Source organism: uncultured Microbacterium sp. (assembly GCF_945952435.1).
GTDB lineage: Bacteria > Actinomycetota > Actinomycetes > Actinomycetales > Microbacteriaceae > Microbacterium.
The window spans coordinates 1-15335 of the sequence record NZ_CAMFHZ010000016.1; the positions used below are offsets into that span (position 1 = coordinate 1).

Consider the following 15335-nt stretch of genomic DNA (forward strand, 5'->3'; position numbering starts at 1 on the left):
GCCTGCTTTGCAAGCAGGATGTCAGGAGTTCGAATCTCCTAGGCTCCACAGTTTTCGCCGTCGGCGCTCCCGTCATCGGGGTCGGCCCTGGCCTCTTCGCGGATCGCCGTCCTCGCCAGAAGGGCGAGGACCAGAGCGGCCGCGGTCGACGCGGCGGCGACCCAGATCGGAGCGGTCGCGAGGGAGACGGCGGACAGCGCCGCGGCGCCGATCACCGGTCCCGCCGCGGCACCGAGGTTCAGCGCCGCGGTGGCGTAGGCCCCTGCCATCGTGGGCGCACCGGAGGCCGCGTAGAGGACGCGCGTGATCAGCGTGCTACCGACCCCGAACGCCAACACGCCCTGCGTGGAGGCGAGGGCGAGGAGCGCCGCGGGGTGCTGCCAGCGGCCCGGAGTTCGCGAGTCGCCCGTGCGGACGCGGGCGAAGAGGAGCTATGCGCTCAACGGCTTCCGGGGCTGACGGTGTGACCGAAAGCCCCCGACGCGTCTGACTCGGGACTCGACATGCGTCGATCCTACTCGGCGCCCCTTCGCCGCGACGGCCGCGCGAGCCCCGCCTCGGGATCTTGGCATACTGGCCGGATGAGGACTTTCGCGCGGTGGCTGCTCGCAGCCGGGATGACGTTCGCCGGAGTGTCGCACCTGTTCTGGGCGCGCAAGGAGTTCCAGGCCCAGGTGCCCGACGCCCTCACCGAGGCGCTGCCGATCGACAAGGACGCCGTCGTGGTGGCCTCGGGGGCGGTCGAGATCATGTTCGGTGCGGCGCTCGTCGCCCTGCCACGGGATCGCGCGCGGATCGGCGCCCTGCTCGCCGCGTTCTTCGTCGCCGTGTTCCCGGGGAACATCGCGCAGGCGGTGGACCGCCGACCCGCTTTCGGCCTCGACAGCGATCGACGTCGATGGGTGCGGCTCGCCTTCCAACCGCTGCTCGTGGCCTGGGCGATCTGGTGCACGAGAGACGGGCGCCGGAGCTCGTCGAAGGGCTGATCCCGGCGGTGTTCTGCGCCGCCGCCGGAACCCTCAGACGAGCGCCTCGGCCAGGGCGTGCCCTGCGCCGTCCCGCTCCTCCGCTGCCGTCGTCACCCGGTCTCCCGCGGTGACCCGCTCCCAGGATCCGGCGAGCACGTCGACCGCCCGGACGAGCTCTCGCGGCTCGGCCGTGAACGGGATCCGCAGGTGCCGCTCCTGCCCGCCCTCGACCGCGAACCGCGGACCGGGGCTCAGGTGCAGTCCGTGCTGAGCCGCGTCGATGACGAGCGCCGAGCTGAGCGGAGCGCCCAACCCCACCCACAGAGCCACCCCTCCGCGCACGGTCGGCACCGACCACGACGGGAGCCGCGCCGCGAGGGCGTCCCCGAGCGCATCGCGCCCCGCACCCAGCAGCGCGGCACGCTGCGGCAGGATCTCGTCGAGCCGGGTCACGACCCGGGTCGCGACCGCCTGATCCAGGTCCGGGGTGCCGAGGTCGAAGGAGGCACGCGCGGCACGCAGGCGGCGGATCGTCTCCTCCGATGCACGGATCCACCCGATCCGCAGCCCGCCCCACACCGACTTGCCGAGGGATCCGACGCGCAGCGCCGCCGTGTCGAGCCCGGCCGGGATCGGCGGGAGCGGATCGTCGATCGCGAGCTCGGCGGTGGTGTCGTCGACGATGAGCGCGCTCCCCGCATCGTGGGCCGCCCGGGCGAACACGGCGCGTTCGGCCGCGGTCATCGTGCGCCCCGTGGGGTTCTGGAACTCGGGCATGAGATAGGCGAGGACCGGTCGGGTGCGGGCGAAGGCCTGCGTCGCGCGGTCGAGATCCCACCCGTCCTCGACGGTCACGGGCACGCCCACCAGCCGGGCGTCGGCGCGGCGGAACGTCTCGGCGGCGTGCGGATAGGTCGGGGTCTCGATCAGCACGCGATCGCCCCGGCGGAGCAGCGTTCCGGCGATGAGGTTGAGGGCGTGCTGCGCCCCGTTCGAGACCATGATCTGCGCGGGCGACGTCGGCAGGCCGCGCCGCGTGTACCGCTCGGCGATCGCGGTGCGGAGCTCGAGGTGGCCGAGGATGTCGTACCCCGAGCGCGAGACGAGCGCCGTCGCGGATCCGGCGACCTCCGCGATGACGCCGGGAAGACCGGGCCAGGCCGGCGGACTCGCCTGCTGCAGGTCGATGCCCTCCCGATCGAACCAGCGTGCGGCGGCGGTGCGGCCGAGCGGGCGGGTGACGCTGCCGGAGCCCTGTCGGCTCGCGATGTGCCCCGTGGCGCGCAGGCTGCGGTAGGCGGCCGCGACCGTCGTGCGGCTCACCGCGAGAGCGGTCGCGAGCTCGCGCTCGGCGGGCAGGGCGGTCTCCGGCGCGATCCGGTTGTCGAGACAGAGCAGCCGGATCGCGTCGGCGAGGGCGTCGTACGCCGGTTCCGTCGTGCGCCACAGTCCCAGGAGATCGACCAGCGCGCGGGCGGAGAGGCGGGAGTCCATGAGGCCACGCTACCCCGATTGGACTGCTTCAACCAGTCCACATCGGGAGCATCATGGATCCATGACACGACGGGTGCTGCAACTGCTGATCGGACTGCCGCTGTACGGATTCGGCTGCGCGCTCACCATCGAGGCCGGTTTCGGCGTCGATCCGTGGACCGTCTTCGCGCAGGGGCTCTCGCTGCGGACCGGCATCGGCGTCGGCTGGGTGACGAACATCGTCGGTCTCCTCGTGCTGCTGCTCTGGATCCCGCTCCGGCAGAGGCCGGGGATCGGCACGGTTGCGAACGTGCTGCTCGTCGGCACGGCGATCCAGGGCACCCTCGCCGTGATCCCTCCCGTGTCCGATCTTCTTCCGCGGATCCTCGTTTTCGTGGCGGGAGTCGTCTCGGTGGCGGTCGCGAGCGGACTCTACATCGGCGCGAGGTTCGGCTCCGGCCCGCGTGACGGCCTGATGACCGGTCTGAACACCCGCTTCGGATGGCCGATCTGGGCATCGCGGCTCACGGTCGAGGTCACCGTGCTCGTGATCGGATGGCTGCTCGGCGGCACGGTGGGCATCGGCACGGTCGTCTTCGCGGCGTCGATCGGCCCGCTCGTGCACATCGCGCTCCCCCTTCTCGACACCGCCCGTCCCACCCGGCGCGCGCCGCAGGCCGCTGCTCAGGTCGAACCGGCATGATGGAGGCATGGCGGCGATTCGGGGATCACGGCCGTTCGCGATAGCCGCCGCCGTGCTGGCCGCCGCGTTCGTGGCCAGCTACTTCCTCTTCGTGCGCACGTACGCGGGGCAGATCGTCGACGAGCGGGCGTTCGCCGGCGCCGCGGACCAGCACGACCTCGTCTATCGGCTCACCGGAGCCGTTCTCGGCAGCGTTCCCGCGATCGGGATCGGGGGCGGAGTGATCCTCACGCTCCTCATCGGGGGCATCACCCGCCGGTTCCGGCATGTGATCGTGGCGTTCGGGGTCGGTGCCGTCGCGCTCGGTCTCGCAGAGCTCGCGAAGCACGTCTTCCTCACACGGGCGGAGACCGGCGCGACAGACCTGCTCATCAACTCATTCCCTTCAGGGCATGCGACGGTGGCGGCGGCAGCGGCGTTCGCGGTGTTCCTCGTCTGCCCTCCCCGGTGGCGACCTCTCGCCGCGGTTCTCGGGGCCCTGTTCGCCGTCACCACGGGAGTTCTGCTCGTCATCGATCAATGGCATCGGCCGAGCGACGTCGTCGCCGCCTTCATGCTCGTCGCGGCATGCGGCTGTCTCGGGGGGATCGCCCTGATCGCGTGGGGTGTCGGTGCCCCGCGTCGAGCACCGCGACGATTGACGATCTGCTGGTGGATCGCGGGGATCGCGGGCGTCGTCTCGCTCGTCGCCTTCGTCGTGATCTACGTCACGGTCGAGGAGCACGGAAGTCACCTGCAGATCGCGTATGCGGGGGGCGGTGCGGCGATCCTCGCCGCCGGAAGCGGGCTTGCGGCGGCCGGGAACGGACTGTTCCGCAGAATCGACTGAATGGTCTCCGCGTCTCCGATCACGGGACCGGGAATGGCGCAGAACCGGAATATCGGTAAGCGTTCGATGTCGTTCGCCACCTCACGGGTGAATGACAGGAAAACGATTCCTGAACTAGGAAATCCCGCTTTCCCTCTGCGGGCGGCCGAGCCTTTCTCGCCGGATCGCGCACGCCACAGATTCATCCACATGTGGATGAATCTGTTAATAGATTTCGACCCGGAGGGAAATGTCATCCGGTCGCGTCGGTCGTGCGCATGCCGATCACGGCATCCCGATGCGACCGCGACGAGGGATTGCGCAGAACGCTCACGCCGGGTCCATACTCGTCGTCATGCCTTCCTCCCTCTCCCTCGACGGGCTGCGTTTCGCCATGGTGTCCTCGACCGCGAGCGAGGTGGACCCGCAGGCGCCCACGACCTTCCACTACCACCAGGACGGTCGGCTGATCTGGGGCGAGTACACCGGCGACACGGTGACCGAGGGGCGCTTCGTCGGCGAGGTCGTGGAGGCGGAGGTGCGGGTCTCGTTCGCGCACGCGCTCGTGAGCGACGGATCCGTCGTGCGCGGTGATGCCGTGAGCCGCGCGGAGCACGAGGACGATGGAACGCTGCGCCTCGTCGAGGACTTCGCCGTCGACGGCGTCGATCACGTGAGCGTCTGCCGGCAGGTCTGAGCAGGCCGGGGCGGGATCCGGCCGCGGCGGTCAGACGCGGGTGCCTCGGCCGAGGTCCGTCCGCGTGAAGCGCATCAGGCCGCTGTCGACGCCGATCGGATCGCGTCGGGGGATGTCGCCGGGCAGCACGAAAGGCCGCCGGAACACTTCGCCCATGACGATGGCCGTCTCGACCTTGGTTACCTCCGCGCGTGCGGCGATCGTGCCGATCACGAGCGACTGCATCGCCTCCATGTCGACGCTGCGCACGATGAGCATGACGTCGTGCTCGCCCGTCATCACGATGGCCGACTCGATGTCGGGCATCTCCCCGATCGCCTGCAGGAACGACGTCCACTGCTGCGGTTGGATCGTGCAGAACACGAGCGCGCTCACGCCCAGTCCGAGCCGTGCGGTGTCCACCGTCGCCGTGTAGCCGGTGATGATCCCCGCCCGGGTCAGCGATTCGACTCGGGAGTAGGCGCTCGCGCGGGAGATGCCCACCTCCTGCGCGAGCGCGGCGATCGAGATCCGTCCGTTGTGACGCAGGGCGCGGAGGATGTCGTACGCGATTTCGTCGATCACGGGCGCGGTTCGTCCAGGGGAGGAAGGGGGAACGTCACTCATGCTGGACATATTGCCGTAGTGACGGAAGCGTGACAATGGATTGCTCGAATCGAGGGTGATCTCTCGGATATAGTGCCGGAAAACCCGATCCGGTCGTCTGACCTGTCCATCTCAACGAGGAGGAACGCCCGTGGCCCGTTCTCATCGCCACGCCGCCGCTGCGCTCATCGCCGTGGCCGCCATCGCGCTCGCCGGCTGCTCCGGCGGCAACTCGGCGAACAGCTCCAACGGCTCGTCGTCCGCCGGGGGCACCCTCGTCGTCGACACCGCGTTCTCGCTTGAGACCGGCGACCCGGGGCGCAACTACGTGCCCACGGGCAACATGGTGCTGCACGCGGTCTACGACACGTTGCTCACCTTCCAGGGGTCCGACTCGAGCACCCCGAAGCCCGATCTCGCCACGATGAAGCAGAACTCCGATGCGACCGAGTTCACCTTCACGCTGCAGGACGGTCGCACGTTCTCTGACGGCACCCCGGTCACCGCGGACGACGTCGTCTTCTCCCTCGATCGCGTCGCCGGCATCGCCGACTCCAAGGCCAACTTCCTGATGGCCGGGATCACGGTCGCCAAGGTCGACGACAAGACGGTGAAGCTCACGACCAAGACCCCGTCCCTGCAGCTGCCGGCGATCGTGACCAACCCGTCGCTCGCGATCCTCAACTCCAAGGAGGTCGCCAAGCACGGCGGCAAGACCGACACCTCGGACGCCGCGAAGAGCTGGCTCGACGCGAACTCCGCGGGCTCGGGGCCCTACAAGCTGCAGACGCTCGACCTCACCCAGCAGGTGGTGCTCGTCAAGAACGACAAGTACGACGGCGAGGACAAGGCCGGCTACGACAAGATCGTCGTGCGCAACATCTCGCAGTCCTCCACGCAGCTCACCAACCTCAAGGGCGGCGACTCGAACGTGGCGGTCGACCTCTCGGGCGATCAGGTGAAGAACCTCGGATCCGGCTTCACGGTCGACTCGGCGCCGTCCGCCGAGACGCTCTTCCTGCTCGTCAACCAGGACAAGAACGTGGGCGGCGTCACGGCGAACCCGAAGTTCGCCGAGGCCGTGCGGTACGCGCTGGACTACGACAAGCTGCTCGAGCTCGCCGGATCCGGATCCGAGCAGGCCACCGGCGTCATCCCGCCGATGTTCCCCGGTGCCAACAAGGCCGGCGTGACGCAGGATCTGGATAAGGCCAAGGCCGCCCTCGCCGCCTCCGGCTACACCGGCCAGGAGATCAAGCTGCAGTTCCCGAACGACAACCCGGTGGGCGGCGTGGAGTTCACGCCGGTCGCCGAGCGCGTGCAGGAGCAGCTGAAGGCCGTCGGGATCACGGTCACGCTCGCGCCCGCGCCCTTCGCCACGGAGGTGCAGCCCTACGTCAAGGGGCAGGAGGCGTTCTCGCTCTGGTACTGGGGCCCGGACTACGCCGACTCCTCCTCGTTCCTCCCGTTCGGACCGGGCGAGAAGGTCGGCCTGCGCGCCGGCTGGACCGCCGAGGCGGATCCGACCATTGCCGGGCTCGTCGGCACCGCGAAGAACGCGACCAGCGTCGACGCGCGCAACACGGCCTTCAGCGACTACGCGAAGGCGATGCAGGAGTCCGGCCCGTTCGTGCCGCTCATCGTGCCGGGCATCAACCTCGCCAGCTCCGACAAGGTGGCCGGCCTCGAGTACAACGTGACCTGGACCCTCGACCTGCGCACGTTGCACGCGAAGTAAGACCCGGGGCCGGATCCCGTACCCCCCACGGGATCCGGTCCCGATCCATCCGTCCGTCCGCCACCCGATCCGAGAGCGTCGACGTGTCCGAGACCCGAGCCATCGCCACCCGCAGGGCGCGGCAATCGCAGCACACGCTGTTGCGGTTCCTCGCCCGACGGGCGCTGACGAGCGTGATCCTGCTGTTCGGGATCGTGCTGGTCACCTTCTCCCTGACCGTGATCGTGCCCGGCGATCCGGTGCGTGCGGCGCTCGGCGAGGGCGCGTCGTCGAACCCCGCGACCGTGGCCGCGTTCCGCGAGAAGTTCGGACTCGACCAGCCGGTCTGGATCCGGTTCTTCCGCTACGTCGGCAACCTGCTGCACGGCGACCTCGGCACGTCGATGACGACGGGACGCCCGGTGGCGGACGACCTCGCCAAGGCGATCCCCGCGACCGGCGAGATCGCCTTCTACGCCATCATCGTCAGCCTCGCCGTCGCGATCGTCCTGGGCACGCTCGCCGCCTATCGCCGCGGCAAGGCCACCGACCAGGTGGTCCGTGTGGTGACGCTCGTCGGCCTCAGCATCCCCACGTTCTGGATGGCGATCCTCACCTACCAGCTCTTCTTCATGCAGCTGCACTGGGTGAGCGGATCCGGCAGGATCTCCCCCACGATCACCCCGCCGCCGCGCATCACCGGCTTCTACACGATCGACTATCTCCTCAACGGGGACTCGGTCGGGTTCTTCGACGCGACGAGCCACCTCGCGCTCCCGGTGCTCGTGCTGAGCCTGTTCACGATCGCGACACTGACCCGGTTCGTGCGTACCTCGGTGCTCGAAGTCCTCGACATGGACTACGCGCGTGCCGCCAGGGCGAAGGGCCTGAGCGGACGCCGGGTCGTCGTCGGATACGTGCTGCGGGGCGCCGCGCTGCCGATCCTGACCCTCGTCGGCATCGCCTTCGGCAGCCTGCTCTCGGGCACGGTGCTCGTCGAGGCGGTGTTCGCCTGGCCGGGCCTGGGCACCTACGCCTACAACGCGTCGAAGAACCTCGACCTTCTCGCCGTCACCGGCGTGGGTCTCGTCGTCGGCGTGATCTACCTCGTCATCAACCTCGTCGTCGACGTGCTCTACGGCGTCCTGGACCCGCGAGTGAGGCTGTCGTGAACCTCGTCGTCCCCGAGAAGTACGCGCCGAGGCGCCGCAAGCCCTGGCTGCCGCGCGCCTGGCGCACGCCGTTGGCGCTGATCGGCACGATCATCGCCCTCCTCTGGATCCTGGTCGCGATCCTGGCGCCGTGGATCGCACCGCACGACCCCCTCGCCCAGAATCTCCCGCGTCTCGCCGCCCCCAGCGGCGACGCGATCATGGGCACCGACGTCAACGGTCGGGACGTGTTCTCCCGCCTGCTGGTCGGCGCGCAGACGACGATCCCGCTCGCCCTCATGCTCGTCGTCTGCGCGATGGTCGTCGGCACGATCGTCGGGTCCGTCGCGGGCTACCTCGGCGGATGGGTGGACGAGGTGCTCATGCGCATCACCGACATGGTGATGGCGTTCCCCACGGTCATCCTCGCGATGGTCATCGCCGCCTCGCTCGGCCCCTCGATCATGAACGCGGTCATCGCGGGCATCATCGTCGCGTGGCCGCCCTACGCGCGCATCACCCGCTCCCTCGTGCTCGGTCTGCGCACCCAGAACTACGTGGTCGCCGGGCGGCTTCTCGGATCCTCCCCGCTGCGCTCCCTCGTGCGCGACGTGCTGCCGAACATCGCGGGACCCGTGCTCGTGCTCGCCTCGCTCGACATCGGCACCGCCATCCTGCTGCTGTCCGGGCTCTCCTTCCTCGGGCTCGGCGCGCAGCCCCCGACACCCGAGTGGGGCACGATGATCGCCGCGGCCATGCATGACACGTCGGCGTGGTGGCTGGGCCTGTTCCCCGGCCTCGCGATCCTCAGCATCGTGATGGCCTTCAACTTCATCGGAGACTCGCTGCGCGACGCGCTCGACCCGCTCGCCGCCCGGGAGCGCGAGGCCGAGTCGCCCACCGCGGTCTCTGCGGCGGCCGCGGAGGTGGCACCGTGAGCGCGCTCGTCATCCGCGACCTGCACGTCGAGCTCGGACAGGGCAAAAGGAACCGCACCGAGGTCGTGAAGGGCATCGACCTCGACCTCGTGCCCGGTCGAATCCAGGGGCTCGCCGGCGAGTCCGGATCGGGCAAGAGCATGACGGCGATGGCCGTCCTCGGCCTGCTGCCCGCCGGCGGGACGACCTCCGGATCGATCGTGCTCGGCGGCGACACCGAGCTCGTCGGCCTGACCGGAGCGGCGTACCGCGCGGTCCGGGGGAGGCGGATCGGCATGGTGTTCCAGGATCCCTCCGCCAGCCTGCATCCGCAGATCACGATCGGCTCCCAGCTCGCGGACGGCATGCGCGCGCACCTCCGACTCAGCCGAACCGAGGCGCGCCGCCGCGCGGCCGAACTGCTCGCGCTCGTCCGCGTGCCGAACCCCGAGGAAGCGCTGCAGAAGTACCCGCACCAGTTCTCGGGAGGTCAGCGACAGCGGATCGCGATCGCGATCGCCCTGGCCTGCGACCCCGAGGTCCTGCTCGCGGACGAGCCCACCACCGCCCTCGACGTGACCGTGCAAGCCGGGATCCTGCATCTGCTCCGTGACCTCGCCGTCCAACGCGATCTGGCGGTCCTGCTCGTCACGCACGACCTCGGCGTGATGAGCGCCGTCGCCGACGACGTCGCGGTGATGCGCGGCGGACGCATCGTCGAATCCGGTCCCCGCCGGCAGATCTTCCAGGATCCGCAGCACCCGTACACCCGGGAGCTGCTCGACGCGATGCCCGATGCGCAGGACTCCCTCGTCGACGGTGCGCCGGAGCGCGGATCCGAGGCTGTCGCGCCCGCCGACGAATCCGAGGAGACGCGATGACCGATCAGAAGCCGGTGCTGCACGTCGACGGCCTCGTCGTCGAATACGGAGGCCGAGCGTCCTTCCGGGCGGTGGACGGCGTCTCCTTCGACATCGGCGCCGGCGAGGTGCTGGCCCTCGTCGGCGAGAGCGGTTGCGGCAAGTCCTCCACCGCGCGGGCGGTGATCGGCATGGAGAAGCCGGCCTCCGGCACGGTGCTGTATCGCGATCGGCCCGTGCAGCCGCTCGGGCTGCGCACCAGGCCGAAGGAGCTCACCGCGATCCAGATGGTGTTCCAGGATCCGAACTCCTCGCTGAACCCCCGGCTCCGTGTGGCCGCGCAGATCGCGGAGGGATCCCGGGCCGCCCGTGCCCGCGGCCTCGGCACCGAGGCGCCCTCGCACTGGCTCGAGGCGGTCGGGCTCTCCGCGGCGCTGCAGAACCGCTACCCGTACCAGCTGTCGGGCGGTCAGCGTCAACGCGTGGCGATCGCTCGCGCGCTCGCCGCCAAGCCCGATCTGATCGTGGCCGATGAGCCGATCTCCGCCCTCGACGCGTCGGCGCAGGCGTCGGTCGCGGCCATGATGCGCGAGCTCTGCGTCGCGTCGGGGGCGGCCATGCTCTTCATCTCGCACGACCTCTCGGTCGTGCGGCTCATGGCCGATCGCGTGGCGGTGATGTACCGGGGACGGATCGTGGAGTCCGGACCCACACCGGCGGTGTGGTCGGATCCCGTGCACCCGTACACCGAGGCGTTGCTCGCCGCCATCCCCCATCCGGACGGCGAGGGCGTGCTGCCCGCGGCCCCCGCGTCGGAGGCGCCGTCCTCCTGGAGCGCAGACATCCCGGAGGCTCTCGACCGGGCACGGTGAGCCCGGTCGAGAGCCTCCCGTCCGGCGCGCGGATCAGTCCCCGGCGCGGGCGAGCACGTGCGGGGCGAGGTTGAGCCGGTCGGATCCGTCGGCGGTCACGACGACGATGTCCTCGATGCGCGCGCCCCATTCGCCGGGGAAGTAGATGCCGGGCTCGATGCTGAAAGCCATGCCCTCCCGCAGCAACAGGGCATTGCCCGGCGCGATGTAGGGCTCCTCGTGGGTGGACACCCCGATGCCGTGTCCGGTGCGGTGCAGGAACGCTGCGCCGAGCCCCGCGGCGTCGAGGACCTCGCGCGCGGCGGCGTCGACCTCCTCGGCGGTGATGCCGGGGCGGACGGCGTCGACGGCCGCCTGCTGGGCCGCCACGAGCACGGCGATGCGGCGCGCGGTCTCGGGATCCGGCTCGCCCACCGCGTAGGTCCTTGTGCTGTCGGAGTTGTACCCGCTCGGCACGGCACCGCCGATGTCGACGACGACGATGTCGCCGTCCGCGATCACCCGATCCGAGACCTCATGGTGCGGATCGGCTCCGTTCGGGCCGGATGCGACGATCACGAACTCGACCGTGCGATGACCTTCCTCGACGATGGCCGCGGAGATGTCGGCGGCGACCTCGCGCTCCGTGCGTCCCGCGCGAAGGAGGCCCGGCACGCGGCGGTGGACGGCGTCGATCGCCTCACCCGCGCGGCGCAGCTCGGCGATCTCGGCGGCGTCCTTGACCATCCGCCCCTCCCGGAGCACTTCCGTCGCGAGGACGGGCACGCCCAGTCGATCGGAGAGTGGGATGACGTGCAGGGCGGGCAGGGCGTCCGACACACCGAAGCGGGCGGGGGCGAACCCGAGTGCGCTCTCGACCAGCGCGTACGGATCCTCGCCGTCGATCCAGTCCGCGAGCGGAAGCCCGAGGGATCCGACCGCAGTGTCGCGCACCTTCGCGAGCTCCATGCGTGGCACGACCACGGTCGGCTCGCCCGCGGCGGGGATCACGAGGGCGGTCAGACGTTCGATCGTGTCGCCCTCGACCCCGGCGAGGTAGACGAGGTCCGGGCCGGGCCCGACCACGATCCCGTCGAGACCCGCCTCGGCGACCAGCGCACGGGCGCGGGCGAGGCGGGCGGCGTACACGGAGGCGTCGAAGAAGGGAGTGCTCACCCCTCCACGCTACGTTTCACGCATCCGCAGGGCCAGGTTTCGCCGGGCGGCCGTCGCGAACTCAGGATGGATGGGGCGCAACGGCGGATTTCCCCGCGGATCTGTCTGCCGCACGCGATCCATCCTGAGAACGGACCAGACGCTTCGCGCGCTCGCGCGCCTTCACGACACGCCGGGTCACCCCAGCGCGATGCCCGACTCCTCGAGGCGCGCGCGGACGCGCTCCACGTCGTGCTCGCCGGGCAGTTCGCCGAGCACCCTCATCATCAGCACCTGCGCGTCGACGAGGGAGACGTCGGGATCCGCTCCGGTCTGGGCGGCCAGGGCATCGCAGACCTCCTGCACCTCGTCGTCGGTGAGACGACGGCGCAGCAGAGCCAGGATCGGCACGCGATCCTGAGCGGGGATGCCGTCGGGGTATCCGGCCCCCAACCAGCGCAGCGCCTGCGCGATCGGGTTGTGGCCGGTCGCGTCCACGAAGCCGGCCGACGCAGCGGCCTCCCCCGCGGAAGGGTCACCGGTGACAGGCGTCTCGGCCGCGTCCGCGACGGCCTCGCGAGCGGCGACGATCCGCTGTGCTTTGGTGCTCAGCGGCACGCCGCGGTCCGCGAGGTGCGCGGCGACGCGACGGACCTCGTCCTCCCCCGGGTTCGCGGCGGTGATCTGGGTGATGGCGGCGCGGATCTGCGACACCCGCACAGGATCCGTCTCCTGCCGGGCGAGAGCGGCGACGACGTCGGCGAGCTCCTCGGCGGTGAGGGTGCGTCGCAGCAGGGCCAGCAGAGGCGTGTAGTCCTTGGGCGGAACGCCCTCCGGATAGCCGGCGCGCAACCACTCGAGCACGCGGCTGAGCACCCCGCCGTTCACCGGCCGGCTCCGAAGAGGGAGATGCCGAAGTAGTGGGAGATGCTCAGCCGGGTGATGAACAGGACGCCGGCGAGCACCGCGGCGATGACCACCGCGAACAGGATCCAGCCCGCGACCGCGAGCAGGGGGCGGCGTGTTCCCGGAGCCTCCCCGCCTACCTCGCCCGTGCCGGCGGACTGCAGCCGCAGACCGATCGCGAACAGCGCCGGAAGGCCCGCGCCGAACAGCAGGCCCACCAGGAGCACCCGGCCGGCGGCTGCGGCCATCTGTGCGAAATCGAAGCTCATGTCTCGTCCTCCCGATCAGGCGGCGGCGTTCTGGGGGACGACGGATCCGTCCCACTCGGCGTTGACGTTGCGATGGTCGACCCGCTGTCGGCGGCTGCGGAGGTAGAGCAGGGTCGCGGCGGCGAGGAGGAGGACGAACACCGTGATCGCCCCGGCGAGACCGCCGATCCCGTGGGCGAGGAAGAAGCAGAGCGCACCCACGACCCCCGCGGCCGGCATCGTGATGAGCCACGCGATGACCATCCGGCCCGCGATCCCCCACCGCACCTGCGCGCCGGGGCGGCCCACGCCCGATCCGAGGATCGAGCCCGTCGCGACGTGCGTCGTCGACAGCGCCATGCCCATCGACGACGACGTGAGGATGATGGCCGCGGAGGACGCCTCCGCGGCCAGGCCCTGCGGCGACTCGATCTCGACGAGCCCCTTGCCGAGCGTGCGGATGATCCGCCAGCCGCCGAGATAGGTGCCGAGGGCGATCGCGGCGCCGCACACGACGATGATCCAGATCGGCAGCCCGTCCTTCAGGATCTCGTCGCCGGTGAGGGAGCCGTGCGCGATGAGGGCGAGGGCGATCACGCCCATGGTCTTCTGCGCGTCGCCCGTGCCGTGCGCGAGGGACACGAGCGACGCGGTGCCGATCTGCCCCCACCGGAAGCCGGCCTCGCGGTGCCGGGGATGCACGCCTCTCGTGAGCCGGTACACGAACCAGGTGCCGACGGCCGCGACGAGTCCCGCGATGACCGGGGAGAGGACCGCGGGGACGATGATCTTGCCGAGCACGCCCGCCCAGTTCACGGTCGCGGCGCCGGCGATGCCCGCACCGATGAGTCCGCCGAACAGGGCGTGGGAGGAGCTGGAGGGAAGGCCGAGCAGCCACGTGGTCAGGTTCCACAGGATGCCGCCGACGAGGCCGGAGAAGATGATGATCATCGCCGCCTCCGGCGACAGACCGGGCACGAGATCGCCGTGGGGTCCTTGGATCGTGAGCACGTCCTTGGTGATGGTGGCCGCGACCTCGACGGAGAGGAACGCCCCGACGAGGTTCAGGACGGCGGACAGGGCCACGGCGACCTTCGGCTTCAGCGCGCCCGTCGCGATCGAGGTCGCCATCGCGTTGCCGGTGTCATGGAACCCGTTCGTGAAGTCGAACCCGATCGCGGTCACCACCACGAGGACGAGGATCAGCACTTCGGCGCTCATGATCGCCAGCATCCCGCTCGCGGGGCCGCGCGGCATCCGTCTTCCCGCACTCGACCGCGAGAGTTCACCCGGCGTTAAGACGGCGATCGGGCCGGATCCCACCGTGCGCATAGGCGTCGGGCGTAGCGTCGTCGCGGCCCGCCGCGGGCGGTGCCGTATCCGTGCCGGACGACGAGGGGAGATCGCGTGCCTCCCATCCCCGTCTTCCTCGGCACCTGGAGCGTGGATCCGGCCGCGCTCGTCGTGCTCGTCGTCGCCGCAGGGCTCTACCTCGGCGGTGTCGCCGTGCTGCGTCGGCGCGGGCATCGCTGGCCGCTGCGGCTGACGCTGATGTACCTGCTCCTGGGTCTCGGCTCCTATGCCGTGGTGTCCTTCGGCTTCCTCGGCACGTGGAGTGCCGCGCTGCGCTGGGCGTTCTCGACGCGGATCGCGCTGCTGCTGTTCGTCGTGCCGGTGCTGGTCACCCTCGGACGGCCGGTGTCGCTGGCCCGCGCCGTGCTCTCGGCGGCCCCGCGCGCCCGGGTGAACGGCTTCCTGCGCTCCTGGATCGCGAAGTTCTTCGGCAACGCGATCATGGCGCCGGTGTTCACCTGCCTCGTCTTCTCGGTCTTCTTCACGCCGCTGTCTGCGGTGCTGCGGTCCTCGCCCGTCGCCGAGGGGGCGATCTCGGCGCTCGTCCCGGTGCTCGGCCTGCTCATGGTGCTGCCGATGGCCGCGCACACGGTGGCGCGGACGAGCCTGTTCATCGTGGCCGAGTTCCTGTTCGCCTTCGTGGAGCTCGTGCTCGATGCGATCCCGGGCGTGCTGCTGCGGCTGGGGACGGTGGTGTTCGACCACGCCGGCGCCTGGCCGGGGGTGCTGCCGCTGTGGTTCCCGAATCCGCTGCGTGATCAGCAGCTCTCCGGCGACTTCCTCTGGTTCATCGCCGAGATCGTCGACGTGCCGATCCTCGTGATCCTGATGATGCGATGGATCCGCTCCGACCGACGCGAATCCCGCAGCATGGACGAGCTCAGCGACGAGGAGATGGCCGAGCTCACCGCCGCGCATCTGCGCGGGGAGTGACGGGCCGGGC

The 15335-nt window shown here is 70.5% G+C and carries 16 protein-coding genes and 1 pseudogene; 10 read left to right on the top strand and 7 right to left on the bottom strand.

Features of this window, described 5'->3' with window-relative positions; genetic code table 11:
- Positions 1-38: 38 nt before the first annotated feature.
- A pseudogene (locus Q0P88_RS09650) lies at positions 39-377 on the bottom strand (hypothetical protein); the annotation flags it as partial.
- 204 nt (positions 378-581) lie between these two features.
- Here Q0P88_RS09650 and Q0P88_RS09655 point away from each other — a divergent pair.
- Positions 582-986, top strand: a complete 405-nt coding sequence (locus Q0P88_RS09655) for a hypothetical protein (RefSeq protein ID WP_295013540.1) — start codon at positions 582-584, stop codon at positions 984-986.
- Positions 987-1019: 33 nt separating this feature from the next.
- Here Q0P88_RS09655 and Q0P88_RS09660 read toward each other — a convergent pair whose 3' ends face one another.
- On the bottom strand, positions 1020-2462 hold the full coding sequence (locus Q0P88_RS09660) for a PLP-dependent aminotransferase family protein (RefSeq protein WP_295013542.1): 1443 nt from the start codon (positions 2460-2462) through the stop codon (positions 1020-1022).
- A 61-nt stretch (positions 2463-2523) separates the two neighbouring features.
- Between Q0P88_RS09660 and Q0P88_RS09665 the strand changes: the two genes are divergently transcribed.
- The 3 genes from Q0P88_RS09665 to Q0P88_RS09675 all read left to right on the top strand — a co-directional run bounded on the left by Q0P88_RS09665 (position 2524) and on the right by Q0P88_RS09675 (position 4649).
- Complete coding sequence (locus Q0P88_RS09665) at positions 2524-3144, top strand: YitT family protein (RefSeq protein WP_295013543.1); 621 nt, start codon at positions 2524-2526, stop codon at positions 3142-3144.
- Between the two features lie 7 nt (positions 3145-3151).
- Complete coding sequence (locus Q0P88_RS09670; protein ID WP_295013545.1) at positions 3152-3973, top strand: phosphatase PAP2 family protein; 822 nt, start codon at positions 3152-3154, stop codon at positions 3971-3973.
- Between the two features lie 334 nt (positions 3974-4307).
- Positions 4308-4649, top strand: a complete 342-nt coding sequence (locus Q0P88_RS09675; protein WP_295013547.1) for a hypothetical protein — start codon at positions 4308-4310, stop codon at positions 4647-4649.
- Between the two features lie 30 nt (positions 4650-4679).
- On the opposite strand, the gene Q0P88_RS09680 is transcribed toward Q0P88_RS09675, so the two are convergent.
- Positions 4680-5213, bottom strand: a complete 534-nt coding sequence (locus tag Q0P88_RS09680; protein ID WP_295013549.1) for an Lrp/AsnC family transcriptional regulator — start codon at positions 5211-5213, stop codon at positions 4680-4682.
- Positions 5214-5385: 172 nt separating this feature from the next.
- Here Q0P88_RS09680 and Q0P88_RS09685 point away from each other — a divergent pair, with 172 nt between their 5' ends.
- From Q0P88_RS09685 to Q0P88_RS09705, 5 genes are all read left to right on the top strand, one after another.
- On the top strand, positions 5386-6972 hold the full coding sequence (locus Q0P88_RS09685; RefSeq protein WP_295013552.1) for an ABC transporter substrate-binding protein: 1587 nt from the start codon (positions 5386-5388) through the stop codon (positions 6970-6972).
- 83 nt (positions 6973-7055) lie between these two features.
- Complete coding sequence (locus Q0P88_RS09690; protein WP_295013554.1) at positions 7056-8123, top strand: ABC transporter permease; 1068 nt, start codon at positions 7056-7058, stop codon at positions 8121-8123.
- On the top strand, positions 8120-9040 hold the full coding sequence (locus Q0P88_RS09695; protein ID WP_295013556.1) for an ABC transporter permease: 921 nt from the start codon (positions 8120-8122) through the stop codon (positions 9038-9040). The genes Q0P88_RS09690 and Q0P88_RS09695 overlap by 4 nt, the downstream gene beginning before the upstream one ends.
- The gene (locus tag Q0P88_RS09700) at positions 9037-9900 is read left to right on the top strand and encodes an ABC transporter ATP-binding protein (protein WP_295013558.1); all 864 of its coding nucleotides are present in this window, start codon (positions 9037-9039) and stop codon (positions 9898-9900) included. The genes Q0P88_RS09695 and Q0P88_RS09700 overlap by 4 nt, the downstream gene beginning before the upstream one ends.
- Complete coding sequence (locus Q0P88_RS09705; RefSeq protein ID WP_295013560.1) at positions 9897-10751, top strand: ABC transporter ATP-binding protein; 855 nt, start codon at positions 9897-9899, stop codon at positions 10749-10751. The genes Q0P88_RS09700 and Q0P88_RS09705 overlap by 4 nt, the downstream gene beginning before the upstream one ends.
- A 33-nt stretch (positions 10752-10784) precedes the next feature.
- Here Q0P88_RS09705 and Q0P88_RS09710 read toward each other — a convergent pair whose 3' ends face one another.
- The 4 genes from Q0P88_RS09710 to Q0P88_RS09725 form a co-directional block, all read right to left on the bottom strand.
- A complete protein-coding gene (locus tag Q0P88_RS09710; protein ID WP_295013562.1) occupies positions 10785-11906 on the bottom strand; it encodes a Xaa-Pro peptidase family protein in 1122 nt (373 codons plus the stop codon).
- A gap of 177 nt (positions 11907-12083) precedes the next feature.
- On the bottom strand, positions 12084-12773 hold the full coding sequence (locus Q0P88_RS09715; protein WP_295013564.1) for a DUF3349 domain-containing protein: 690 nt from the start codon (positions 12771-12773) through the stop codon (positions 12084-12086).
- Positions 12770-13060 (bottom strand): hypothetical protein, encoded by a 291-nt coding sequence (locus Q0P88_RS09720; protein ID WP_295013566.1) that lies wholly within the window; start codon positions 13058-13060, stop codon positions 12770-12772. The genes Q0P88_RS09715 and Q0P88_RS09720 overlap by 4 nt, the downstream gene beginning before the upstream one ends.
- Positions 13061-13075: 15 nt before the next feature.
- A complete protein-coding gene (locus tag Q0P88_RS09725; protein WP_295013568.1) occupies positions 13076-14260 on the bottom strand; it encodes an inorganic phosphate transporter in 1185 nt (394 codons plus the stop codon).
- A 186-nt stretch (positions 14261-14446) separates the two neighbouring features.
- Between Q0P88_RS09725 and Q0P88_RS09730 the strand changes: the two genes are divergently transcribed.
- Positions 14447-15325 (top strand): cytochrome c oxidase assembly protein, encoded by an 879-nt coding sequence (locus tag Q0P88_RS09730; RefSeq protein ID WP_295013570.1) that lies wholly within the window; start codon positions 14447-14449, stop codon positions 15323-15325.
- Positions 15326-15335 lie beyond the last annotated feature (10 nt).